Genomic DNA, 24265 nt, shown 5'->3' with positions numbered 1-24265 from the left:
AGTTATCCCCTTTGCGGTTGCCAGCGGCTTAAAGAGCGGGTTATCGCCACCACCAGGCAATCGAGAATGAAGGCCAGCGCGATGCACAGCACAATCCCGGCGATAATCGGGGTGAGGAACTGAAGCTGAAACCCCTGGGTAAACAGCGAACCTAACTGCGGCGCGCCAATCAGCGCGGCAACTGACACGATGCTGACATTCGAAACCACAGCTACACGCAGCCCGGAGCCGATCACCGGTACGGCAAGCGGCAGGTCGATCTGCAAAAATTGCTGTAGCGGCTTGTACCCCAGCGCAAAAGCAGACTGCCGGGTATCTTCGGCGACGGAATCCAGACCGTCGCACACGGTTCTGACCAGCAGCGCAAAGCTGTAGATAGTCAGCGCCACAACCACGTTAATTGGGTCGAGAATTTGCGTATTCAGCAGCGGCGGCAACAGGACGAACAGCGCCAGCGACGGAATGGTGTACAGCAGGCCGAACAGGTTCAGGATGATACTTTTCACTTTTGGCAGGTTGTTCACCGCCCAACCCACCGGGATCGCCAGCAGCAGGCCAATCAGGATCGGCATAATCGACAAATAGCAGTGCCAGAGCAGCAAGCTGAGGATCCTGTCGCTTTGCCCCCACAGCCAGTCAAATCTCATAGCGCCTCCTGCGTCAGCGACTTGCAGGCATCCAGCACATTGTCCAGCGCCAGCGATCCCAGCGGGGCAAGCTGTTCATCGACCACCACGGCACGATGGCAGGGAGAACTGAGCGCCGAATCCAGCAACTGGCGCAGCGTGCCGCCCTGCGGAGAAAACGTCGCGCCAAGGTTCACGTTTTCCGGCGCTATCACCGTTACCTGCTGATGCGTGTCAAACCAGCCGCAGGCTCTGCCCTGCTGCGTCACCAGCAACCAACGCTGTGTGCTGATATTGCGTGCCTGCGCAAGAGTCGCGCCCATTTCAATGATCGGTTCCGCCTGTAACGCCGTCAGCGGTGCGGAAGTGTGGAAACTGAGTTTGCGATAACCGCGGTCGCGGCCAATGAAGTCAGCAACAAATTCGCTCTGCGGCGCATTCAGCAGTTCGCCCGGCGTCGCCAGTTGCGCCAGCTTGCCACCAGGTTTCAGCACCGCAACGCAATCACCCAGTTTCATTGCTTCATCAATATCGTGCGTGACCATAATGATGGTCTTGCTGACCTCTTTCTGAATGCGCAGAAACTCTTCCTGCAACTGTTCACGCACCACGGGGTCAACGGCGCTGAAGGGTTCGTCCATCAGCATAAATTCCGGGTCGGCAGCCAGCGCACGCGCCACGCCGACGCGCTGCTGTTGTCCGCCGGAGAGTTGCCACGGATAGCGTTTCGCCAGTTGCGGCGCCAGGCCGACCACTTCCAGTAATTCTGCCGCTCTGGCCCTGGCTTTGCTTTTCGCCGCACCATTAAGGATGGCGGTAGTGGCAATGTTATCGATGATAGTTTTATGCGGGAACAATCCGGCATTCTGGATCACGTAACCAATACGGCGGCGCAGCTGCACAACATCCATCTGAGCGGTGGATTCACCATTGAGCAAAATCGTCCCGGAAGAGGGCTCCACCAGCCGGTTGATCATGCGTAATGAGGTGGTTTTCCCACAACCCGACGGCCCCACCAGCACAGTAATTTTGCCTCCTGGCGCGACAAGGTTCAGGCCATCGACCACGACGGTACCGTCGTGATAATGCTTGGTCACATTGTTGAAAGTAATCATCGTTACGCCTTATGGTCATCGTTTGCCATTCTGTTGTGACGGCAATACAAAAATACTCTTTGTATATCCTTGTATGTACAACTAGCAAGCCATGTGCCATAACGTAATCGCAACATTCGTGATTTAAATAAAAAACCGTTAAAACAAACATATATAAAATTTTCATTAATAAAACCAGCGTAACAGAGCGGATTAGCCCTGCTTACTTTCCCAGTCTGCTCGCTTTAAAACAGCGCAGACACGCACTAAAAACGCGCATTTCAGCACCATCTGGCACAATAACAGTGCAGAAGAGTGCATCAAAACCCTTTCCTTCAGTACCAGGAAAAAACACATCAATAACAACACATTGTTTTGTATGTGAAATAAATAATTCGATTAAAGTGGCACCATATGTGCTTATCATGTATATACAAGACGTGTACAACAGCATCGCAACGTCAGAAAGCATTTATTCCGCTATCAAACAGAGAAGGTAAACCGCATGAGTAGTGAATTATCCCGTTATCGTGATGTTGAGATCAGAGCGCCACGCGGCACGACATTGAATGCGAAAAGCTGGCTGACCGAAGCGCCGCTGCGCATGCTGATGAACAACCTTGATCCCGACGTCGCGGAAAACCCGAAAGAGCTGGTGGTTTATGGAGGAATTGGACGGGCAGCGCGTAATTGGGAGTGCTTTGACAAAATGGTTGAAGCGCTAAAGCAGCTCAACGATGACGAAACGCTGCTGGTGCAGTCCGGTAAACCGGTCGGCGTGTTTAAAACCCACAGTAACGCACCGCGCGTACTGATCGCCAACTCCAACCTGGTTCCCCACTGGGCTAACTGGGAGCACTTTAACGAGCTGGACGCTAAAGGGCTGGCGATGTACGGCCAGATGACCGCCGGCTCCTGGATCTATATCGGCAGCCAGGGGATCGTTCAGGGTACGTATGAAACCTTTGTCGAAGCGGGTCGCCAGCACTATAACGGTTCACTGGTCGGCCGCTGGGTGCTGACCGCAGGTCTGGGCGGCATGGGCGGTGCGCAGCCGCTGGCCGCCACGCTGGCGGGCGCCTGCTCGCTGAACATTGAGTGCCAGCAATCGCGCATCGATTTCCGCCTGCGTACCGGGTATGTGGATGAGCAGGCAACGGATCTGGACGATGCGCTGGCGCGTATTGAACGCTATACCCGCGAAGGCAAAGCCATCTCGGTGGCGCTGCACGGCAATGCGGCAGAAGTCTTACCGGAACTGGTTAAACGCGGTGTTCGCCCCGATCTTGTGACCGATCAAACCAGCGCCCACGATCCGCTGAACGGCTATTTGCCGATTGGCTGGCAGTGGGAAGCGTATCGCGAACGTGCGAAGAGTGAACCGGCCGTGGTGACTCAGGCGGCGAAAGCCTCCATGGCCGAGCACGTTAAAGCAATGCTCGCCTTCCAACAGCAGGGCATTCCGACCTTCGACTATGGCAACAATATTCGCCAGATGGCGAAAGAGATGGGCGTCAGTAACGCCTTCGATTTCCCGGGTTTTGTGCCCGCCTATATTCGCCCGCTGTTCTGTCGCGGTATCGGGCCATTCCGCTGGGCCGCGCTCTCCGGTGATGCGGAAGATATCTATCGCACCGATGAAAAGGTAAAAGAGCTGATCGCGGATGATGCGCATCTGCACCGCTGGCTGGATATGGCGAAAGAGCGCATCAGTTTCCAGGGCTTACCTGCGCGAATCTGCTGGGTTGGTCTTGGGCAGCGCGCACGCCTGGGGCTGGCGTTTAACGAAATGGTGCGTCGCGGCGAAGTCTCCGCACCGATTGTCATTGGCCGCGATCACCTGGACTCCGGCTCCGTTGCCAGCCCGAACCGCGAAACCGAAGCGATGAAAGATGGCTCCGATGCAGTTTCCGACTGGCCTTTGCTGAATGCGTTGCTCAATACCGCCAGCGGCGCAACCTGGGTTTCTCTGCACCACGGCGGAGGCGTCGGCATGGGCTTCTCGCAGCATTCGGGGATGGTTATCGTCTGTGATGGTACGGATGAAGCGGCAGAGCGTATTGCCCGCGTACTGCATAACGATCCGGCGACGGGCGTGATGCGCCATGCCGATGCAGGCTATGATTCAGCTATCGCCTGTGCCAAAGAGCACGGCCTCAACTTACCGATGATTGCAAAGTAAAACTGGCGGCGCGGTGATTGCTGCGCCGACCATGACGGGAGAATGCGGATGCGCATTTTATGGCGTCACTGTCAGATTGCCACTATGGAAGCGGGCAAATACAACCTGATCCCTCACGGTGCGCTGATCACCGACGGGCCGCAGATTTCATGGCTGGGCGAAGAAGGAACGCAGCCGGACGATATGGTCGATCGTGAAGTAGACCTTCATGGACGGCTGGTTACACCCGGGTTGATCGATTGCCATAGCCATAGTGTGTTTGGCGGCGATCGCAGCAAGGAGTTTGAGATGCGGCTCAATGGCGCGAGCTATGCGGAAATCGCCGCCGCAGGCGGCGGCATTATCAGTACCGTCAATGCCACCCGCAACGCCAGCCAGCAACAACTGCTGGAAAGCGCCCGCAAGCGCATTGACGCGCTGCGTAAAGACGGCGTTACCGCGCTTGAGATCAAATCCGGTTATGGCCTCAGCTTTGCCGATGAAAGCAAAATGTTGCAGGTGATCCGCGCGCTTGGCGCAGAAATGCCGCTCACTCTCTTCAGCACCAGCCTGGCAGCGCATGCTTTGCCTGGCGAATATCAGGGGCGCGCTGACGACTACATCGACGAGATTTGCCAGCACTGGCTACCCGCCTGGCACGCACAAGGGCTGGTCGATGCGGTCGATGCTTTTTGTGAACATCTGGCCTTTTCACCGCCGCAAGTGGAGCGGGTTTTCCGCAAAGCGCAGCAGCTTGGCTTACCGGTAAAACTGCATGCCGAACAGCTTTCTCTGCTGCACGGGGCAGGGCTGGCTGCCCGCTACAATGCGCTTTCCGCCGATCACCTCGAGTATTTGTGCGAAGAAGATATCGTACTGATGGCGCAGCACGGCACCACTGCCGTTCTGCTACCGGGGGCTTTTTACTTTTTACGCGAGAGCCAGCAGCCACCGGTCGCGCTGCTGCGTCAGCACCAGGTGCCGATGGCGATTTCCAGCGATCTGAACCCCGGTACGTCGCCCGTGTTGTCGCTGCGCCTGATGATGAACATGGCCTGCACGTTGTTCCGTCTGACGCCTGAAGAAGCGCTGGCGGGAGTGACCTGTCATGCCGCTCGCGCATTAGGTATCAGTGAACGCTGCGGCACGCTCCAGGCGGGTAAAGAGGCCAGCTTTGTCGCGTGGGATGTGGCGCATCCGGCAGAACTCAGCTACTGGCTGGGAGGAACACTGTCAAAACAGGTTATCTATCAGGGGGAGGAAGTCTGGCATGACTAACGCATTCGAATTACATCAGGGCCGGTTACCGCTTTTGGTCAGTATGCCCCATCCCGGCACGCAATTGACGCCGGAAATTGCCAGCGGTCTCACTGCGCGGGCACGACGTCTGGAGGATACGGACTGGCATATCCCGCTGCTGTATCAGCCGATTCGCGAGCTTGGTGCCAGCGTGCTGAGCGCTAATTATTCCCGCTATGTGGTGGATTTAAACCGCCCGGCAGATGACAAACCGTTATACAACACCGCGACTACCGGCCTGTTCCCGGACATTTTTTTTGACGGCGAACCGCTGTTCGAAGCGGGTAAAGCGCCGGATGACGCCACGAAAACTGCTATTTTGCATACGGTGTGGCAGCCCTATCACCAGGCGCTGGCGCAGGAACTGGCGCGGCTGCGCGACACGTTCGGCTACGCGCTCCTGTGGGATGCGCACTCCATCAAATCGGTGGTTCCGCGTTTGTTTGACGGCAAACTGCCGGATCTAAACTTCGGTACTGCCGATGGCGCAAGCTGCGCGCCGGAACTGAGCGCCGCATTGCTGGCGTGCTGCGAGGCATTTCCGCACTACACGAAAGTGCTCAACGGTCGCTTCAAAGGCGGGTATATCACCCGCCATTACGGCGCACCGCAACAGAACATCCATGCGATACAGCTGGAAGTGGCGCAGTGCTGCTACATGGATGAGACGAGTTTTGCTTTCTCCGAAGAGAAGAGTGAAGCGTTCCGCCAGCTACTGATTTCCCTGATCAATACCGCGCTCGACTGGGGTAAGCAACGACTGTCCCGTTAACATTAAAAGGGATGCGCAAGCATCCCTTCATGACGGGATTCATTCCCGTGTCGTTGAGCCTTTATTTCCCGCCACCGCTTATCACTTAATCTATTCCTGGCGTGACGCCTGCCCCTGACACCAAAACATTATGCTGGCTTACAGGTGCACCTTACGTTTGATAACAGCAAAAATGTATTCAATTTCAAAGGTAAAGCCCGCCACACCCGAATAACCAGCAATGCCTATCTTCTTCAGCCAGACACTATTGCTGGCAGCAATGTCGTCAGATGGCGTTCCGCCAGCAGCGCAATCGCACGTTCAATATCCGGCGCGAAATAACGATCTTTCTCATAATGCGCAACCTGTTCGCGCAGCAGATGGCGCGCCTGTTCCAGCAACGGGCTGCTGGTTAAGCCTTCGCGCATATCCAACCCCTGGCAGGCGGCCAGCCACTCGACAGCAATGACGCCACGCGTATTTGCCGCCATTTCCCACAGGCGACGCCCGGCAGCCGGAGCCATCGAGACGTGATCTTCCTGGTTTGCCGAGGTCGGCAAACTGTCCACGCTATGCGGATGTGACAACGCTTTGTTTTCGCTTGCCAGCGCCGCTGCGGTGACCTGAGCAATCATAAAGCCAGAGTTAACACCGCCGTTTTTCACCAGGAACGGCGGCAATTGCGACATATGACTGTCCATCAGCAGGGCGATACGGCGCTCCGCCAGCGAGCCAATCTCAGCAATCGCCAGCGCAATATTGTCTGCCGCCATCGCCACCGGTTCAGCGTGGAAATTTCCCCCGGAGATCACTTCATTTTCAGCGGCGAAAACCAGCGGGTTATCGGAAACTGCATTCGCTTCGGTTAGCAGCACTTCTGCAGCAAAACGCAGTTGCGTCAGGCATGCGCCCATCACCTGCGGCTGGCAGCGCAGGGAATAAGGATCCTGCACTTTATTGCAGTTGTGGTGAGACTGAGAAATGGCGCTGTCATCGGTTAAGAGATGGCGATATAACGCCGCCGCGTCAATCTGCCCGCGTTGGCCGCGAACGTCATGAATACGCGCATCGAAGGGACGACGCGAACCGAGCGCCGCCTCAGTGGTCAACGCACCGCAAACCACAGCAGAAGCGAACAGATCTTCGGCTTCAAACAGGCCGCGCAAAGCAAACGCAGTGGACGTTTGCGTACCGTTCAGCAGCGCCAGCCCCTCTTTCGCCGCCAGCGTGATCGGCTCGAGGCCAGCATTTTTCAGCGCTTCACTCGCCGGTAACCATTCCCCCTGCCAGCGCGCTTTGCCTTCGCCGAGCAGCGTCAGCGACATATGCGCCAGCGGTGCGAGATCACCGGACGCGCCCACCGAGCCTTTCGCCGGGATCCATGGATAAACCTCCGCGTTAACCATCGCCACCAGCATCTGGATCACCTGCAAGCGAATGCCGGAAAAACCGCGCGCCAGGCTGTTGATCTTCAACACCATAATTAAGCGAACCAGCGCGTCATCCAGCGGTTCGCCAACGCCTGCCGCGTGAGAGAGCACCAGCGAGCGTTGCAAATTCTCCAGATCTTCCGTCGCGATACGCGTCTGCGCCAGCAAACCGAAGCCCGTGTTGATGCCATAGGCGGTGCGGCCTTCCGTCATAATCGTGTTGACGCAGGCAACGCTCTCATTAATGGCCGCAAACGCGCCATCATCCAGCGACAGATGAAGAGGCTGGCTGTAGATTTCGCGCAGCTGCGCGAGGGTGAGTTGGCCCGGAATAAGAGTGAAATTTTTCATGCTTTGCCCTGCTCCTGCATTGCAGCAACCATCGGAAGATTGAGCGTCTGCGCGGCGGCGCACTCAATCGCAATCTCATACCCGGCGTCAGCGTGATGAATCACACCGGTAGCCGGATCGTTGTGCAGCACGTGCGCAATGCGTGCCGCCGCTTCATCTGTGTCACCACAAACGATCACCACCCCTGCATGCCGGGAAAAAACCATTCGCACGCTACCGCCGTGATGACGCGAGGCACAGCTCGCGCAGCTGGCAGTGTTAAGCAACGACCAGGTGGATACGACGTCAGAACCGTTGTGCATCGCTTCGGTTTCACGGTTCGGGCTTGCCACCGAACCAGAATCAAGATGGCTGCGACCCATGCCGCCATACAACACCGGCGCGTTCGGTTTTTTAGAAACATCGGGATCAGGGTTATTCATCAGCATGCACAACGGCGCTTCGGTGAGCCAGCTTTTCGCATCCAGTTCCGTACCGCTGTGGGCGCGGAAAGTCTGCTGGCGGTTGAGGATGTGCGACATCGGTGTTCTCTCCTGAGGACATGTCCTGATGTGTAAACATATATACTTGCCTATACAATTGCGCGCAAGGCAGGATTTAACAGAAAAGATACAATTTTATTATAGTGCGCCAGCAATCACGCTTTTGCTGATGTGAACGATCATGACGCTGTAAACGCTAACGCCTGCACGGGAAAAGGAGGATGGTATGCATGGGAGACAATTTGTGAGGTTGGCCATGTACGGGCGAATAAGCAGGCAGGGATTGTGCCGTTTGATGTGCAACAGGCGGCACTCATCAGCCGGGAATCTCACGGCTTTGATAATATGCAAGGGTTCTTCAACAATTTTCCCCCAGCGCCCTTTTCCCTCAGCGGAATTTTTTCTCCGCTGGGTTATTTTTTAGCCCTCCCCTTCACTTTTTTATGCATCTCATCGCAGAAACACGGCGGCGCATTTTTCCGATCGAATTGCAGATGCTGTGACCCGCTTCAAAAAATTAGCCTTATTATTCAAGCGGAAATGAACCGTTTCAGCAGACCATTTTTCTCGTCGCTCAATAGCAATTTATTTAGCAGTGAAAGTATTGTGTCGTCAAAGCCCGACACATTGTAAGTTACTAAAATTAAATAAAAAAAAGCCCCTTGTAAGGCCTAAAAATTAAGCGTACATTAGCCCCGTTTGGTGAGGAATTCACCCGAAATTCTGAGATGGAGCTGTGGCCGAAATAGAGATAATTCTCATTTTCGATGTGGCGTAGTTTCACCTCTCTATACTCAGTCCTGAATGGTCATGAATGCATACTTAGGTGTGCGGAGCGATGAACGTGAAATATTTCTTTATGGGCATTTCGGTGATGGTTATTGTGTGGGCCGGCACATTCGCCCTGATGATCTAACCTGAGCATATCGTGCTGTACAAAAAAGGAGCCAAAAGGCTCCTTTTTTGTTTTGCCCGCCAACGAATCAGGCGGGCAAGGCACAGTTATGGTTCCAGATCTTCTGCCGCGCTCTTTTGTGCTGCCGGCAGTAACCCATCGGCGCGGAACATCGCTTTAATACCGCGCACCGCCTGGCGGATACGATCGCGGTTCTCGATCAGCGCAAAGCGTACATGCGTATCGCCATAGTCACCAAAGCCGATGCCCGGAGAGACGCACACTTTCGCCTCTTGCAGCAGTTTTTTGGCAAACTCCAGCGAGCCCATCGCCGCGTACGGTTCAGGGATTTTCGCCCACACGTACATTGACGCTTTCGGCATTTCGACCATCCAGCCCGCTTCATGCAACCCTTTCACCAGCACATCGCGACGGCGTTTATACTGAGCGGCAATATCGCGCACACACTGCTGATCCCCTTCCAACGCGGCAATCGCAGCCACCTGTAGCGGCGTAAAGGTGCCGTAATCGTGATAACTTTTAATCCGCGCCAGCGCGTTGACCAGCACCGAATTACCGACCATAAAGCCGATACGCCAGCCCGCCATATTGTAACTTTTCGACAGGGTGAAGAACTCAACGGCGACATCGCGTGCGCCCGGCACTTGCATGATCGACGGCGCTTTCCAGCCATCGTAAACAATGTCGGCGTAGGCCAGATCGTGAACCACCAGCACATCGTAGCGTTTTGCCAGCGCGACCACTTTTTCGAAGAACTCCAGTTCAACGCACTGTGCCGTCGGGTTAGACGGGAAGCCTAAAATCATCATTTTCGGCTTCGGGTAGCTTTCGCGGATCGCGCGCTCCAGTTCATTGAAGAAGTCGACACCTTCCACCAGCGGCACAGAACGTACCTGCGCTCCCGCAATCACCGCACCGTAAATATGAATCGGGTAACTCGGGTTCGGCACCAGCACGGTATCACCGTGATCCAGCGTCGCCAGCATCAGATGTGCCAGCCCCTCTTTCGAACCAATGGTGACAATCGCTTCGGTTTCCGGATCGATATCCACTTGATAACGATCCTGATACCAGCGGGAAATCGCCCGGCGCAGACGCGGAATGCCGCGCGACGTGGAATAACCGTGCGTATCCGGGCGTTGTGCTACGGTACAGAGTTTCTCAACGATATGCGGTGGCGTCGCGCCATCCGGGTTGCCCATACTGAAATCAATAATGTCTTCGCCGCGGCGTCGCGCAGCCATTTTCAGTTCAGCGGTGATATTAAAAACATACGGGGGGAGACGATCGATACGCGTAAAACGGCGTTCAGGACTGAAGTCAGCCATAGATTCCTCGGAGTAACGTTAGCGCCCGGACCGTCCGAGCGACGTCGCCGCATTTGCGGCGTGCTTAGAACATAGCCCGAAAAAAATCTCGCTGTCGAGAGGTAAGCGCAAAAATAACGCAACGCCATAAAAGAGGAAGTTTAATTTAGGAAAGGGAAAGCAAAGTTATCCTCTTATAGAAAAATCCATCATATATTTTAACAATAAAATAAAGATAAAATTACCTTAAAAATTGAACGGTTAGCGCACTGTCGCATCATTTCTTTCGACTCTTTTCAATCCCCTTTTGGAAAAGTGGTCTTTCCTCATTCAGCGAATGAATACTGCGGCTGGTCATCTGCGCCGGGGTTTTTTATCATAGCTTTTTGACGCTATTCATATGAGTCCCCCGTGCACGAAATATTCGACATGCTGCTGGCCGTTTTTGACCGAGCGGCGCTCATGCTGATCTGCCTGTTTTTCTTGATCCGCATCCGCCTGTTCCGCGAACTGCTGCATAAAACGGCGCACTCGCCAAAAGAGCTGCTGGGTGTGACGGCCATCTTCTCAATGTTTGCCCTGTTCAGCACCTGGTCCGGCGTACCGGTGGAAGGCTCGCTGGTTAACGTGCGTATCATCGCGGTGATGTCCGGCGGGATTTTGTTTGGCCCGTGGGTCGGCATTATTACCGGCGTGATTGCCGGGGTGCACCGCTACCTGATTGATATCGGCGGCGTGACGGCGATCCCCTGTTTTATTACCAGCATTATTGCCGGCGTGATGTCGGGGATGATTAACCGCAAGGTTCCGAAAGCGCAGCACTGGCGCGTGGGCATTATCGGCGGCATGATTTGCGAAAGCCTGACCATGACGTTGGTGGTGCTGTGGGCACCGACTACCGCGCTCGGCCTCGATATTGTGTCTAAAATTGGCGTGCCGATGATCCTCGGCAGCGTCTGTATCGGCTTTATAGTGCTGCTGGTGCAAAGCGTGGAAGGGGAAAAAGAGGCGATTGCCGGTCGTCAGGCGAAGCTGGCGCTGGATATTGCCAATAAAACGTTGCCGCTGTTCCGGAATGTGAATAGCGAGTCCCTGCGTAAAGTGTGTGACATTATCCGCCGGGATATCAAAGCCGATGCCGTGGCGATCACCAATACCGACCATGTGCTGGCTTACGTTGGCGTCGGGGAAAATAATTACCGCGACAGCGACGATATTATCAGTCCAACCACTCACCAGGCGATGAACACCGGCGAAATTATCATTAAAAACAATGATGAAGCCCACCGCACGCCCGAAATCCACTCAATGCTGGTGATCCCGCTGCGTGAACAGGGCATCGTGACCGGTACGCTGAAGATCTATTACTGTCACGCGCACCAGATCACCTCGTCATTACAGGATATGGCTGTTGGCTTATCGCAGATTATCTCGACCCAACTGGAAGTTTCCCGCGCCGAACAGCTGCGGGAGATGGCAAACAAAGCGGAACTGCGCGCTCTGCAAAGTAAGATCAACCCGCATTTCCTGTTTAACGCCCTGAACGCTATCTCGTCGTCAATTCGTCTGAATCCGGACACCGCCCGGCAGCTCATTTTTAATCTGTCGCGTTACCTGCGCTATAACATTGAATTAAAAGATGATGAGCTTATTGATATCAAAAAAGAGCTCTATCAAATCAAAGACTATATCGCCATTGAGCAGGCCCGTTTTGGCGATAAGTTGACGGTGATTTATGACATCGATGAAGAGGTTAGTTGTGTGATCCCGAGCCTGCTGATCCAGCCGCTGGTTGAAAACGCGATTGTGCATGGCATTCAGCCGTGTAAAGGCAAAGGCGTGGTCACCATCAGGGTGGAAGAGTGCGGCAACCGCGTGCGTATCGCGGTGCGCGATACGGGCAACGGCATCGATCCACAGATGATTGCCCGCGTTGAAGCCGATGAGATGCCCGGTAACAAGATTGGCCTGCTGAATGTTCACCAGCGCGTGAAATTGCTGTATGGCGAAGGGTTGCATATCCGCCGTTTAACGCCGGGCACGGAGATCGCGTTCTTTGTGCAACGCCAGCCGTCTCCCGCCGCATTGTTGCCTTAACAGGAGAGCTGTATGAAAGTCATCATTGTTGAAGATGAGATCCTGGCGCAACAGGAGCTGAGCTGGCTTATAAAAGCGCATAGCCAGATGGAAATTGTCGGCACCTTCGACGATGGTCTCGACGTGCTGAAGTATTTACAGCACAACAAAGTCGATGCCATTTTTCTCGACATCAATATCCCTTCTCTGGATGGCGTCTTGCTGGCGCAGAATATCAGCCAGTTCGCCCATAAGCCGTTTATCGTCTTTATTACTGCCTGGAAAGAGCATGCGGTGGAAGCTTTTGAACTGGAAGCCTTCGACTACATTCTGAAACCGTACCAGGAGTCACGCATCATCAGCATGCTGCAAAAACTGGAAACGGCCTGGCAGCAACAATCTGGCCCGGTAGCCAGCCCACAGCCACGGGAAAACGCGACCATTAATCTGGTGAAAGACGAGCGCATTATCGTCACCAGTATTCATGATATCTATTATGCGGAAGCGCATGAGAAAATGACGTTTGTCTATACGAAGCGGGAATCTTATGTGATGCCGATGAACATCACCGAGTTTTGCGGCAAACTGCCGGCGGCGCACTTCTTTCGCTGCCACCGCTCGTACTGCGTTAATCTGGATAAAATCCGCGAGATCGAACCCTGGTTTAACAATACCTATATTTTGCGGCTGCGAGACCTGGAGTTTCAGGTGCCCGTCAGCCGCAGCAAAGTTAAAGAGTTTCGTCAGTTAATGAATCTTTAAAGGATATGTCCCAGCGTCTGGCGCAGATGCGCGCCAGAGCCCAACAGCCCCGGGTTATCATGCACGATTAGAAACACCGGAATATCCTGGACGTAGGATTTAAAACGCCCTTTGTCCTCAAAACCGCCGCGAAAACCGGAAGCGGTAAAGAAATCGAGGAAGCGCGGCACAATACCACCGGCAATATAAACGCCGCCGAACGTGCCAAGATTGAGCGCCAGATTGCCGCCAAAGCGCCCCATAATGACGCAAAACAGCGACAGCGCGCGGCGACAATCAATGCAACTGTCTTTCAGTGCGCGTTCAGTCACATCTTTCGGTTGCAGATTTTCCGGCAGGCGACCATCTGATTTGACGATCGCGCGATAGAGGTTAACGAGGCCGGGACCGGAGAGCACACGTTCAGCGGAAACGTGGCCGATTTCCGCGCGTAACTCTTCGAGGATAATCCCCTCTTCTTCGCTGTTTGGCGCGAAATCGACATGGCCGCCTTCGCCCGGCAGGCTCACCCAGCGTTTATCCACATGCACCAGATGCGAAACGCCAAGCCCGGTACCTGCGCCGTAAACGGCGATCGGTTTACCTTCAACCGGCGCCAAACCACCAAACTGAATCAAGTGTTCGGCTTTGAGCATCGGGATCGCCATCGATACGGCGGTGAAATCGTTAATGATTTCCAGATGGGCGAAACCGAGGTTTTTCTTCATTTCGGCAATCGAAAACGCCCAGGTGTGGTTGGTCATTGCCACCCAGTCACCGGTTATCGGGCAGGCGATGGCGATACAGCCATCTTCTACCGTGACGTCGTGCTCTTTCAGATAGACACGCACCACGTCTTCCAGGCTTGGGTAATCGAGGCCGGAGTAGGTTTTGGCCCGGGAGATGTCACCGCTATCGACATCACACAACGCTAAGCGCGCGTTCGTGCCACCCACGTCTCCCACTAAAGCATACTTTGTCATTCTTTTACGGCTCCGCTAAAGTCAGAATAAATCTTTGGCACACTGTAAATTCAAGGCGCTGTAACGACAACGACCATATCATGAGTGCCCCAGGATTATCGATCTTCATTACAGATTACCTTAAAGGTTTCAGCCCGGTTGCATCCTGAGTGACCGGGCTTCGTTGTAAGGATAAAAAGATGCTCCATCCGCGTGCGAGAACGCTGCTCTTACTAGCGCTGCCTGCGCTCATTATTGGCGTTGCGTCGAGTCTGATCTTAGCGCTGGTGATGAAAATCGCCGCCCTGCTGCAAACCGTGTTGTGGCGCGGCGTGCCGTGGCGGCTCGGCATCTCACCGGATTCTCCCGTGTGGATACTGGTCGTGTTGACGCTCACCGGCGTTGCTGTTGGCCTGGTTATCCGTTTCAGCGCCGGTCATGGCGGGCCGGACCCGGCGACCGTGCCGTTGATTGGCTCGCCGGTCGCCGTCAACGCGCTGCCGGGGCTGACGCTGGCGATGATCCTCAGTCTGGCGGGCGGCGTAAGTCTTGGCCCCGAACAACCGGTGATGGTGCTGAATATCGCCCTTGCTGTTGCACTTGGCGCACGCATTTTCCCGCGCGTTGCGCCGCTGGACTGGACAATTCTTGCCTCCGCCGGCACGCTCGGCGCACTGTTTGGTACGCCAGTGGCGGCGGCGCTTATCTTCTCGCAAACCCTGAAGGCCAGTGAAGACGTGCCACTGTGGGATCGCCTGTTCGCGCCGTTAATGGCTGCGGCAGCTGGCGCGTTAACCACCAGCCTCTTTTCGCAACCGCATTTCACCCTGCCCATTCCTCATTATCCGCAGATGCATATCGTTGATATTTTTAGCGGTGCGGTCGTAACGCTGTTCGCCATTGCGCTGGGAATGGTGGCAGTCTGGTGTTTACCGCGTCTGCATCACTTTATGCATCGCCTGAATAACCCGGTGCTGACGTTGGGAATGGGCGGCTTTTTGCTTGGTCTTCTGGGTATGACTGGCGGCCACGTTACCCTGTTTAAGGGGCTGGATGAGATGCAGCAACTGGCCTTTGCACATACCTATACCGTAACCGATTACCTGCTGTTTGCCCTGGTGAAGCTCACCGCACTGGTGATTGCTGCCGCCTGCGGTTTTCGCGGTGGGCGTATATTTCCGGCGGTGTTTGTCGGAGTGGCATTAGGCTTAATGCTGCATGAACATGTCGATGCCGTTCCGGCAGCGGTCACCGTATCCTGCGCGGTGTTAGGGCTGGTACTGGTAGTGACGCGCGATGGCTGGCTGAGCCTGTTCCTGGCGGCCGTCGTCGTACCGGATACCACCTTGTTGCCGCTGCTGTGTATTGTGATCCTGCCCGCCTGGTTAGTGCTGGCCGGAAAACCGATGATGATTGTCCCCCGGCGCAGCAAGTAACTACTCACTGTTACGCGTTTCCAGCGCATGTGTAACCTCACGCAACAAATCCGGCAAATCGGCTTGCGGCAACATCACTTCAATCAGCGCAAGCCGGTGATGATGCGAGGCGGCTTCCAGCGCCTCCGCCAGTTGCACCGTTTCGCTAACACGCCAGCATTCGGCCTGGCAGTCATGGCTGAGTGCATGCGGGATATGTGTCCAGTTCCAGCGTGCAATATCGTTATAACGCTGATGCGCGCCGTGGATCGCCCGCTCCACCGTGTAACCATCATTATTGAGTAATAAAATGATTGGTCGCTGCCCGTCACGCAGCATGGACCCCAGCTCCTGAATAGTGAGCTGCGCTGCGCCGTCGCCACTAAGCAAAATGACCCGCCGCTCCGGGCAGGCAGTCTGTGCGCCGAACGCGGCGGGCAGGCAATAACCAATCGATCCCCACAGCGGCTGCGTCAGCATGTCAACCTCGGCTGGCAGGCGCAGAGAAGCTGCGCCAAAGGCGGCGGTTCCCTGATCGGCCAGTAAAATATCACCGGGGCGAATAAAAGCCTGCAGCGTTTGCCAGAATGTATGCTGATTCAATGTGCCGGAGTGGTGCGGCGAATTGGCGGAGGGCGCGGGAACAGGGTCAAGCACGCAGCGTGGGTTATTGCGACAAACCGAAATCAATGTATTCACCGCGTCCTGCATTGTAATCCCGCTGAACCACTCTTCCCCTACCCGCGCCGCAAAGGGCTGGATATCAATCGTGCGTTCCGCAGGTAGCTGCTGGGTAAACCCGGCGGTGATGGTGTCCGTAAAACGCACGCCGACACACATTACCGCATCAGCACTCTCGATCGCCTCACGCACCTGCGGCGGGCTGGCGGCACCGCTATAAGTGCCGACAAACCCAGGCTGCGTTTCATCAAACAAGCCTTTACCCATTAACAACGTAGCGTGCGGGATGGGCGAATCCTTCATCCAGCACTGCAACATTTTCTGTACACCAAAGCGGTGAGCGAGAAAATCCGCCAGCAGCGCAACGCGCGGGCTTTCGCTGAGCATCGCCTGTACGCGACGGCGAAAGCTCTCAAGCCGCACTTCATTAGGCTGAAGTGGTGCGGGAGTGATAACGTTTACAGGCGGCGTTGCCGCCATTTTTGCTACGTCTGCGGGTAGCATCAGGTAACCGGGGCGGGATTCACTGAGCATAGTGCGGATCACGCGATCAATTTCATAGCAGGCGTTTTCTGCCGTTAACACCGCCTGCGCAGCGCTGATAGATTCATACATGCGCCAGAAATGGCTGAAATCACCGTCTCCCAGTGTGTGGTGCAGAAGTTCACCACGTTGCTGTACGCTGCGACAAGGCGCGCCAACGATCTGCAACACCGGCACATATTCCGCAAAGCTGCCGGCAACACCGTTAATCGCACTCAACTCCCCCACGCCAAAGGTGGTCAGCAGCGCGCCCGCCCCCTGGCAACGCCCGTAACCATCAGCAGCGTAAGCGGCATTCAGTTCATTGGCGCAGCCCACCCAATGCACCGCCGGGTGCTGGATAACGTGATCGAGAAATTGCAGGTTGTAGTCGCCGGGTACGCCGAAGAGATGATGAATGCCGCAACCGGCAAGCCTGTCCAGTAGATAATCGGCAACTGAGTAATCGTTTTGCATTGCGTTACTTCTCCCAATACTGACACTTATCTGAGTATTGGAGAACTGTGATGAGAGTCCAGGATACGCGTCAGAGATAAAGTGGCAAGCAAGCTTTACGGCGCTTGTCGGTGTAAGCTCAGTGAATGTAAACGCATACACTGACGCTACGCTGATAAAAAGGAGCAACTGCATGGTTTATCTGGCCGATCCCGCACGCTATGAAAAGATGCACTACCATCGCTGCGGCGACAGCGGGTTAAAGCTTCCGGCAATTTCGCTTGGGTTGTGGCACAACTTCGGTGATACCACTTTGCTGGAAAACAGCCGCCAGTTATTGCGGCATGCCTTTGATCTGGGCATTACCCATTTTGATCTGGCCAATAACTACGGACCGCCGCCGGGATCCGCAGAGCGCAATTTTGGCCGGATTTTGCAGGAGGACTTCCTGCCCTACCGCGATGAATTAATTATCTCGAGCAAAGCCGGTTATACCATGTGGGACGGCCCGTATGGCGATTGGGGCTCACGTAAGTACCTGATTGCCAGCCTCGACCAGAGCTTGCGCCGCATGGGTCTGGAGTATGTTGATATCTTCTATCACCATCGCCCGGATCCCGAGACGCCGCTGAAGGAAACCATGCGCGCACTGGACCATATTGTGCGTCAGGGCAAAGCCCTGTACGTCGGACTTTCCAACTATCCGGCGGCGCAGGCGCGCGATGCTATCGATATTCTTAATGACCTCGGAACACCGTGTCTTATCCACCAGCCGAAATACTCAATGTTTGAACGCTGGGTCGAAGCGGAATTGCTTGAAGTGTTGCAGGAAAAAGGCGTCGGCAGTATTGCGTTTTCACCGCTGGCAGGCGGGCAACTGACCGACCGTTATCTGCACGGCATTCCACCCGATTCCCGCGCCGCCAGCGGCAGCCGCTTTCTCAACCCGGAGCAAATTACGGATGAAAAGCTGACGACCGTTCGCGCGCTGAATGCGCTGGCGGAACGGCGCGGACAGAAGTTATCGCAGATGGCGCTTGCCTGGGTGCTGCGCAACGATCGTGTCACGTCGGTGCTGATTGGCGCCAGTAAAACCAGCCAGCTTGATGATGCAGTCGGCATGCTGGCAAACCGCCACTTCACCATGACAGAAAGCGATGAGATCGACGCCATTCTCAGTGGTGCAAAATAACAGCAAATTTAGCAAAAAATGCTGCCATTCATGATTTAGGAGTTCCGCCAATAATACGGGGTTTGGCCGCCCCGTAATATTGTTGTAACAGGCCGTTTCGGCCCGATCGTGAAGGAGAAGAGTATGTTCAGGTCACTGATTCTGGCAGCTGTGTTAATGGCTTCTGCGCCGCTGGTCGCAAATGCTGGCGAAATCACCCTGTTGCCATCTGTAAAATTACAAATTGGCGATCGCGATAATTACGGTAACTACTGGGACGGCGGCCGCTGGCGCGACCGTGACTACTGGGGCCGCAACTATGAGTGGCGCGGCAACCGCTGGTATAAACATGATCGCGGCTGGCATCGCGGCTGGGACAAACAGAACGCGTATGAACGCGGTTACCGTGAAGGTTGGCGCGACCGCGACGATCATCGTGGCCATGGCCGGGGACATCACCACTAATTCAAAAAAGGAGCGCGAGCGCTCCTTTTTCTCATGCTATTTACAGACCTGCCGCACTGCCGATTAACAGCCAGCCATTCAAACTGACCACCAGCACCACAATCACCCAACCAACCCGTTTGATGAATGTCGTGTTGACTAACTCGCCCATTAATTTGTGGTTACTGGTGAAAATCAGCAGTGGCACCAGCGCCAGCGCGATACCGAAACTGAGCAGTACCTGACTCATAACCAGAATCCTCGTCGGATCCAGACCCAGCCAGATAACGATAAACGACGGCATCATAGTGATGGTGCGCCGCACCCACAAGGGAATATGAAAACGCACAAACCCCTGCATTACCACCTGCCCGGCCAGCGTCCCCACAACCGTTGAGGAAAGCCCCGCCGCCACCAGGCTAAGACCAAAAATGGTCGCTGCCGCATGGCTTAATAATGGCTCCAGCGTCAGGTACGCCTGGTCGAGATCGGCAACACCGGTATGCCCGTTAAAATGGAACGCCGCAGCCGCTGTCGCCATCATCGCCAGATTCACAAACCCGGCGATAGTCATTGCGATGCCTACATCCCATTTTGTGGCGGAATAACGCTCGCGCTGAGTACCCTGGTGCAGATGCTGCGTCAGAGACGAGTGCAGGTAAATGACGTGCGGCATAATGGTCGCGCCCAGTACACCTGCCGCGAGAAACACCGCTTCGCTACTCGGCAAACTCGGGATCACAATGCCTTGCGCCAGTTGAGCGAGCTTCGGCTGGGAAAAAACCAGCTCAACAATATAAGCCGCGGCGACAAACAGCAGCAGGCCGCCTATTACTTTCTCCAGCGGTTTTTGCCCTCGCCGCTGTAACATCAGAATCAAGAACGTCGCCACGCCAGTGAGCACCGCACCTTGCAGTAACGAAACACCGAGGATGAGCTTAAACCCGATGGCGGCACCAATAAACTCAGCCAGATCGGTTGCCATAGCGATAATTTCTGCCTGAACCCAGTAGAACCACACCAGCGGGCGCGGATAGTGATCGCGGATCTGCTCTGCGAGGTTCTTCCCGGTGGCGATCCCCAGTTTGGCGGAAAGCAACTGGATCAACATCGCCATGATATTGGCCCAGACCACCACCCACAGCAGTTGGTAGCCGAAACTGGCGCCCGCCTGAATATTGGTAGCGAAGTTGCCCGGATCGATATAACCGATAGCAGCAATAAACGCCGGTCCCATTAAGGCAAACCGTAACTTGCGCGCTGCACGCCCATTACTATTCTCAACGCGACTACTGTTCATTTATTGCCCCTAAATATAGCCTTTGCTATGTTTTATGCTACCAAAATGAGAATGATTATCAAGTTCATTTAAATGGGTTTACCTGATTTCTCTGATAGCCAGAAACAATAGAAGGGTTGAATGTCAAGGATGGTGACGGCGGCAACAGCATTTGCCGCAGCGTTATGTTAAGAGTCTAGCAGTATGACGCAACTTTTCACGCTTTTACTTAACATAACAGAAATGTATGTTGGATCACTAATTTTGAGTCTGGTCACAGGTCATTAATATAGTGTGTGTTTGATCTCGTTTTCTTTTGCCTTGTTACATAGAATGTGCACGAAATTCCTACCCGTCTCATATTTGGAGCAAATATGTCCCGCGTTTTGCACTTTGTCCTGGCGCTTGCTGTTGTGGCGCTGCTTGCCCTGCTCGTAAGCAGCGATCGCAAGAAGATCCGCATTCGTTTTGTTATTCAACTGCTGGTGATTGAAGTTTTACTGGCCTGGTTCTTCCTGAACTCGGATATTGGCCTTGGCTTCGTTAAAGGCTTCTCCGAGATGTTCGAAAAACTGCTCGGTTTCGCCAACGAAGGTACCAACTTCGTCTTCGGTAAAATGAATGATGAAGGTCTGGCGTTCTTCTTCCTGAAAGTGCTGTGCCCGATTGTCTTCATTTCTGCTCTGATTGGTATTTTGCAACACATTCGTGTGCTGCCGATCATTATCCGCGCCATCGGTACGGTGCTGTCCAAAGTGAACGGCATGGGTAAACTGGAGTCGTTTAACGCTGTCAGCTCCCTGATTCTGGGCCAGTCTGAAAACTTCATCGCTTACAAAGACATTCTCGGCAAAATGTCCCGCAACCGCATGTACACCATGGCAGCGACCGCAATGTCGACTGTTTCGATGTCCATCGTCGGCGCGTACATGACAATGCTCCAGCCGAAATATGTTGTTGCGGCGCTGGTGCTGAACATGTTCAGTACCTTTATTGTGCTGTCGCTTCTCAACCCGTACCGCGTGGATGAAAGCGAAGAAAACCTGCAAATGGCGAAGCTGCACGAAGGCCAGAGCTTCTTTGAAATGCTGGGTGAATACATTCTGGCAGGCTTCAAAGTTGCCATTATTGTTGCTGCAATGCTGATTGGTTTTATCGCCCTGATTTCCGGCCTGAACGCACTGTTCGCCGCCGTGCTGGGCATCTCCTTCCAGGGAATTCTGGGCTACATTTTCTACCCGATTGCCTGGGTGCTGGGCGTGCCGGCTCACGAAGCGCTGCAGGTTGCCAGTATCATGGCGACCAAACTGGTTTCTAACGAATTTGTGGCGATGATGGATCTGCAGAAAATCGCGGCGAACCTCTCTCCGCGTTCTGAAGGCATCCTGTCCGTGTTCCTCGTCTCCTTCGCGAACTTCTCGTCTATCGGCATTATCGCCGGTGCAATCAAAGGCCTGAATGAAGAACAAGGTAACGTGGTTTCCCGTTTCGGTCTGAAACTGGTGTATGGCTCCACGCTGGTGAGCGTGCTGTCTGCGGCTATCGCTGCGCTGGTTATCTGATCGTCACAGGCTAAAAAAACCGGGGAAGTCCCCGGTTTTTTTTATTCAGCGTTAGCCAGCGGCTGCGGTTTCCCCAGCAAATATCCCTGCAAGTAATCGACGCCAGCATTCAGCAACAATTCGCGTTGCGCTTGATTCTCCACATACTCCGCAACCACAGTCAGCGATTTCGCCTTCGCCAGTTCGCATATCGCTTTGACAATCATTGCATCCTGCTTGTCCTGCAAAATATCCCGGACAAAACAGCCGTCGATTTTGATGATATCGGCCTGAAGTCCTTTCAAACGTTCAAAGTTGGCATAGCCGGTACCAAAATCATCAATCGCGATTTTGAATCCCGCCTTTCGCAACTGCTTAATATTCTGGATACTGATTTCCGAATTGGAGAAAGCCTGCTCTTCCGTTATCTCGATGATCACCTGCTGCGGCAATACCGCATAGCGTGCAAAAAGTGCCAGAAACTGCGCGGCGAACTCTTTTTGCATCAGGGTGAGTGGCATTAAATTCACCGAAAAACGCGCCAAATCGCCGGGCTGCGGGTGCGCCTGCATCCACTGGAGCAGACATTCTATAACCTGCATATCAAACCGTGCGCCAAGATTGAACTGGGCAATAACGGGAATAAAAAGATCTGGCGTAATAAATTCGCCATCAACAACCAGCCGCGTGAGGACTTCCTGGTAACCGTCCCCTTCGTCATTCACGATCGGCTGCCCATAGAGGACAATGCCATTTTCACTGAGCGCGCGTTTCACTTTGTTCAGCTGTAACACGCGCTCCGTGGTTTGATCGGTAACCACTTGCAGGCTGTTTGTCAGCGCCAGTACCTGGTGCTCCGCACTTGCCTGTTCTGAAAGCCAGCTTAGCTGGCCCAACGTCTGGTGCAGTTCTTCGCCCGAACCCTGCAACTCGCCCCAGGAGGCCCCAAACTCAATATCCAGAGCGGCGCTGTTCCAGAAAATGCGGCGGCTGTTCAGGTAATCCAACATATGGTGCAAACGCGCCAGGATTTCTGGCCCATCAAGTAACAATAAAAGCTCACTGCCTGGAAGCTGGAAAAAGCGTTCCCCCTCCTGCAACAAGGGCTGAAGCTCACGCGTTACTCTGCGTTTGACATGTACACGCATCATCATGCCGAAATGGCGGCTGAGGAATTCGAGGTTTTTCATATGCAGACAGCACACCATACCATTTGGCTGCTGCGCCATCTGCAGCTCCAGTGCGCGCAGGTTGGGCAGGCCCGTTAATGGATCGCTCATGGCCTGCTTTTCCCAACGCCCTTTTAGCCATTCGCTGCGGTTAAAAACACGCGTCATATAAAGTATGCAGATGGTAAAGCTGATAAGGACCGACATCACAAATGCCAGCGAGTAATCGGAACGCACGCCATGAAGAAAATTATCGTTGTACGCCAGCAACAGGAACGCCGAAACGCCCCAAGTTAATGAAATGAGCGTAGAACTTAACCTACTGATGCCAAAAGTGAATAAAATAAAAATAACCGGCACCAAATAACCCGCAATATAATCACTTTTATATGGAGCGCACAAAATAGCAACAAGCGCAGCAAGCGAAATAAGCCAACAAAGCGTAAAGACTCTATTTTCCCTGAAGAAACACGGTTTAAAACTTCTCAACCATAAGGCGCGGGCAAAGCGAGGATTAAGAATCATCCGCAAAGGATAATAAAAAACCATGGTAAAAATGAGTGCGGCGCAAATCAGGCTCTGGACATCAATAATAGAATAAATAACCGAACCAGCCCCAAAAAAATTCGATAAATTAACTGGATAGTTAAACCAGGCCCCAGCAATATACATCGATGCTTTTATTCCGACAGGCGCAATAAACCCTAACCACAGGATACGCACGCCCATATCTTTATTTGGCAGACCATGACGCCAGCGAGAGCCCAGCTGCCAACGAACAATACCGCAGATCAGCAACACCGAAAATAATTGGCAAAATAAAAGCATTAATGCTTCAGCGAGGGGAAGATGAAAAAAAGCCTCATTTATCAGAGCAAACCCAATGATAATCGGTAATATTCCATGTCGGCCAAATAATAGAAGTATTGCCAGCATTGCACTCAACGGTAACCAGGCAAGATAAACTTCACTGTCATCAACAAGGGTGAGTGGAGAAATAAATCGTGAAACCGGAATAACCACCAGGCATAAAATTAACGCAAGAAAGAATTTTCTTACCGCACTGTATTTACTGTATTTCATCAGCGTTAATTAAATGCTCCCAACTGGTCAAAAAAGAGTCGCCGAGATGATAGATTTATTCATAGTGCGAATCAAGCTATCAGCAGCTCGAATACCGAGCATAACTGTCGCCTTACCGGACGTATGCTTATTTAGGTATAGCAGAAAGAATTGAATAAAAGAGGAAGATAAAAACAAAAACCCCCGCGTAAACGCGAGGGTTTGAATTTTGGTGGAGCTAAGCGGGATCGAACCGCTGACCTCTTGCATGCCATGCAAGCGCTCTCCCAGCTGAGCTATAGCCCCACAATGTGCTTTATGCGCCAATC

The 24265-nt window shown here is 53.9% G+C and carries 18 protein-coding genes, 1 tRNA gene and 2 pseudogenes; 10 read left to right on the top strand and 11 right to left on the bottom strand.

All coding sequences use genetic code 11. The annotated features are described in order from the left end of the window. Nucleotides 1-2: 2 nt before the first annotated feature. Together C813_RS30035 and C813_RS30030 are read right to left on the bottom strand one after the other, a co-directional pair. Entirely contained in the window at nt 3-647 is a 645-nt protein-coding gene (locus C813_RS30035) for an ABC transporter permease (protein ID WP_017458657.1), read from the bottom strand. Beyond that, the gene (locus C813_RS30030; RefSeq protein ID WP_017458658.1) at nt 644-1741 is read right to left on the bottom strand and encodes an ABC transporter ATP-binding protein; all 1098 of its coding nucleotides are present in this window, start codon (nt 1739-1741) and stop codon (nt 644-646) included. Before C813_RS30030 ends, C813_RS30035 begins: the two co-directional genes overlap by 4 nt. Before the next feature lie 484 nt (nt 1742-2225). Between C813_RS30030 and hutU the strand changes: the two genes are divergently transcribed. The 3 genes from hutU to hutG are packed head-to-tail and all read left to right on the top strand — an operon-like array spanning nt 2226 to nt 5952. Further along, nucleotides 2226-3902, top strand: coding sequence for a urocanate hydratase (hutU, locus tag C813_RS30025; RefSeq protein ID WP_017458659.1), 1677 nt, complete (start codon nt 2226-2228; stop codon nt 3900-3902). Nucleotides 3903-3950: 48 nt separating this feature from the next. Further along, entirely contained in the window at nt 3951-5159 is a 1209-nt protein-coding gene (hutI, locus tag C813_RS30020; protein WP_025263894.1) for an imidazolonepropionase, read from the top strand. After that, entirely contained in the window at nt 5152-5952 is an 801-nt protein-coding gene (gene hutG, locus C813_RS30015) for an N-formylglutamate deformylase (RefSeq protein WP_017458661.1), read from the top strand. The genes hutI and hutG overlap by 8 nt, the downstream gene beginning before the upstream one ends. A 233-nt stretch (nt 5953-6185) precedes the next feature. Here hutG and hutH read toward each other — a convergent pair whose 3' ends face one another. The 3 genes and pseudogenes from hutH to C813_RS47495 all read right to left on the bottom strand — a co-directional run. Next, nucleotides 6186-7712 carry a histidine ammonia-lyase gene (hutH, locus tag C813_RS30010; RefSeq protein ID WP_017458662.1) on the bottom strand — a complete coding sequence of 509 codons (1527 nt, stop codon included), beginning with the start codon at nt 7710-7712 and terminating at the stop codon, nt 6186-6188. After that, nucleotides 7709-8071, bottom strand: a pseudogene (locus C813_RS30005) (hypothetical protein); the annotation flags it as partial. The gene hutH and the pseudogene C813_RS30005, both read right to left, overlap by 4 nt. Nucleotides 8072-8373: 302 nt before the next feature. Next, nucleotides 8374-8542, bottom strand: a pseudogene (locus tag C813_RS47495) (UTRA domain-containing protein); the annotation flags it as partial. Nucleotides 8543-9038: 496 nt separating this feature from the next. On the opposite strand from C813_RS47495, the gene ypdK reads away from it, so the two are divergent. Then, the gene (ypdK, locus tag C813_RS47120) at nt 9039-9110 is read left to right on the top strand and encodes a membrane protein YpdK (protein ID WP_099458783.1); all 72 of its coding nucleotides are present in this window, start codon (nt 9039-9041) and stop codon (nt 9108-9110) included. A gap of 86 nt (nt 9111-9196) precedes the next feature. Here ypdK and alaC read toward each other — a convergent pair whose 3' ends face one another. Continuing rightward, nucleotides 9197-10438 (bottom strand): alanine transaminase, encoded by a 1242-nt coding sequence (alaC, locus tag C813_RS30000; RefSeq protein WP_017458664.1) that lies wholly within the window; start codon nt 10436-10438, stop codon nt 9197-9199. A 390-nt stretch (nt 10439-10828) separates the two neighbouring features. On the opposite strand from alaC, the gene C813_RS29995 reads away from it, so the two are divergent. Continuing rightward, a complete protein-coding gene (locus tag C813_RS29995) occupies nt 10829-12514 on the top strand; it encodes a sensor histidine kinase (protein WP_017458665.1) in 1686 nt (561 codons plus the stop codon). Between the two features lie 12 nt (nt 12515-12526). Further along, nucleotides 12527-13255: a LytR/AlgR family response regulator transcription factor gene (locus C813_RS29990; RefSeq protein ID WP_017458666.1), complete on the top strand. Its 729-nt coding sequence runs from the start codon at nt 12527-12529 to the stop codon at nt 13253-13255. Here C813_RS29990 and glk read toward each other — a convergent pair. Further along, nucleotides 13252-14217: a glucokinase gene (gene glk, locus C813_RS29985; protein WP_017458667.1), complete on the bottom strand. Its 966-nt coding sequence runs from the start codon at nt 14215-14217 to the stop codon at nt 13252-13254. The two genes, C813_RS29990 and glk, sit on opposite strands and share 4 nt — an antisense overlap. Before the next feature lie 179 nt (nt 14218-14396). Here glk and C813_RS29980 point away from each other — a divergent pair, with 179 nt between their 5' ends. Beyond that, nucleotides 14397-15632: an ion channel protein gene (locus tag C813_RS29980; RefSeq protein ID WP_017458668.1), complete on the top strand. Its 1236-nt coding sequence runs from the start codon at nt 14397-14399 to the stop codon at nt 15630-15632. Here C813_RS29980 and C813_RS29975 read toward each other — a convergent pair whose 3' ends face one another. Beyond that, on the bottom strand, nt 15633-17291 hold the full coding sequence (locus tag C813_RS29975; protein WP_017458669.1) for an alpha-keto acid decarboxylase family protein: 1659 nt from the start codon (nt 17289-17291) through the stop codon (nt 15633-15635). 172 nt (nt 17292-17463) lie between these two features. Here C813_RS29975 and mgrA point away from each other — a divergent pair, with 172 nt between their 5' ends. Then, nucleotides 17464-18462: an L-glyceraldehyde 3-phosphate reductase gene (gene mgrA, locus C813_RS29970; protein WP_017458670.1), complete on the top strand. Its 999-nt coding sequence runs from the start codon at nt 17464-17466 to the stop codon at nt 18460-18462. 123 nt (nt 18463-18585) lie between these two features. Beyond that, a complete protein-coding gene (gene ypeC / locus C813_RS29965; RefSeq protein ID WP_017458671.1) occupies nt 18586-18906 on the top strand; it encodes a DUF2502 domain-containing protein YpeC in 321 nt (106 codons plus the stop codon). A 40-nt stretch (nt 18907-18946) separates the two neighbouring features. On the opposite strand, the gene C813_RS29960 is transcribed toward ypeC, so the two are convergent. Further along, nucleotides 18947-20185 carry an Nramp family divalent metal transporter gene (locus C813_RS29960; RefSeq protein WP_017458672.1) on the bottom strand — a complete coding sequence of 413 codons (1239 nt, stop codon included), beginning with the start codon at nt 20183-20185 and terminating at the stop codon, nt 18947-18949. 353 nt (nt 20186-20538) lie between these two features. Here C813_RS29960 and C813_RS29955 point away from each other — a divergent pair, with 353 nt between their 5' ends. After that, nucleotides 20539-21726: a NupC/NupG family nucleoside CNT transporter gene (locus tag C813_RS29955; protein WP_017458673.1), complete on the top strand. Its 1188-nt coding sequence runs from the start codon at nt 20539-20541 to the stop codon at nt 21724-21726. A gap of 41 nt (nt 21727-21767) precedes the next feature. On the opposite strand, the gene C813_RS29950 is transcribed toward C813_RS29955, so the two are convergent. After that, nucleotides 21768-23957: an EAL domain-containing protein gene (locus C813_RS29950; RefSeq protein ID WP_017458674.1), complete on the bottom strand. Its 2190-nt coding sequence runs from the start codon at nt 23955-23957 to the stop codon at nt 21768-21770. Nucleotides 23958-24166: 209 nt separating this feature from the next. After that, nucleotides 24167-24242: transfer RNA gene (locus C813_RS29945), tRNA-Ala, on the bottom strand. Nucleotides 24243-24265: the final 23 nt, after the last annotated feature.

The sequence above is a fragment of the Kosakonia sacchari SP1 genome (assembly GCF_000300455.3).
Classification (GTDB): domain Bacteria; phylum Pseudomonadota; class Gammaproteobacteria; order Enterobacterales; family Enterobacteriaceae; genus Kosakonia; species Kosakonia sacchari.
The sequence above is the reverse complement of the archived record's forward strand: the minus strand, read 5'-3'. Positions and strand labels throughout refer to the sequence as shown.

Excerpts from the sequence above, each read along its gene's own strand:
- C813_RS30035 (WP_017458657.1), bottom strand. The coding sequence starts at position 647 with ATGAGATTTGACTGGCTGTGGGGGCAAAGCGACAGGATCCTCAGCTTG.
- C813_RS30030 (WP_017458658.1), bottom strand. The coding sequence starts at position 1,741 with ATGATTACTTTCAACAATGTGACCAAGCATTATCACGACGGTACCGTC.
- hutU (WP_017458659.1), top strand. The coding sequence starts at position 2,226 with ATGAGTAGTGAATTATCCCGTTATCGTGATGTTGAGATCAGAGCGCCA.
- hutI (WP_025263894.1), top strand. The coding sequence starts at position 3,951 with ATGCGCATTTTATGGCGTCACTGTCAGATTGCCACTATGGAAGCGGGC.
- hutG (WP_017458661.1), top strand. The coding sequence starts at position 5,152 with ATGACTAACGCATTCGAATTACATCAGGGCCGGTTACCGCTTTTGGTC.
- hutH (WP_017458662.1), bottom strand. The coding sequence starts at position 7,712 with ATGAAAAATTTCACTCTTATTCCGGGCCAACTCACCCTCGCGCAGCTG.
- alaC (WP_017458664.1), bottom strand. The coding sequence starts at position 10,438 with ATGGCTGACTTCAGTCCTGAACGCCGTTTTACGCGTATCGATCGTCTC.
- C813_RS29990 (WP_017458666.1), top strand. The coding sequence starts at position 12,527 with ATGAAAGTCATCATTGTTGAAGATGAGATCCTGGCGCAACAGGAGCTG.
- glk (WP_017458667.1), bottom strand. The coding sequence starts at position 14,217 with ATGACAAAGTATGCTTTAGTGGGAGACGTGGGTGGCACGAACGCGCGC.
- C813_RS29980 (WP_017458668.1), top strand. The coding sequence starts at position 14,397 with ATGCTCCATCCGCGTGCGAGAACGCTGCTCTTACTAGCGCTGCCTGCG.
- C813_RS29975 (WP_017458669.1), bottom strand. The coding sequence starts at position 17,291 with ATGCAAAACGATTACTCAGTTGCCGATTATCTACTGGACAGGCTTGCC.
- mgrA (WP_017458670.1), top strand. The coding sequence starts at position 17,464 with ATGGTTTATCTGGCCGATCCCGCACGCTATGAAAAGATGCACTACCAT.
- ypeC (WP_017458671.1), top strand. The coding sequence starts at position 18,586 with ATGTTCAGGTCACTGATTCTGGCAGCTGTGTTAATGGCTTCTGCGCCG.
- C813_RS29960 (WP_017458672.1), bottom strand. The coding sequence starts at position 20,185 with ATGAACAGTAGTCGCGTTGAGAATAGTAATGGGCGTGCAGCGCGCAAG.
- C813_RS29955 (WP_017458673.1), top strand. The coding sequence starts at position 20,539 with ATGTCCCGCGTTTTGCACTTTGTCCTGGCGCTTGCTGTTGTGGCGCTG.
- C813_RS29950 (WP_017458674.1), bottom strand. The coding sequence starts at position 23,957 with ATGAAATACAGTAAATACAGTGCGGTAAGAAAATTCTTTCTTGCGTTA.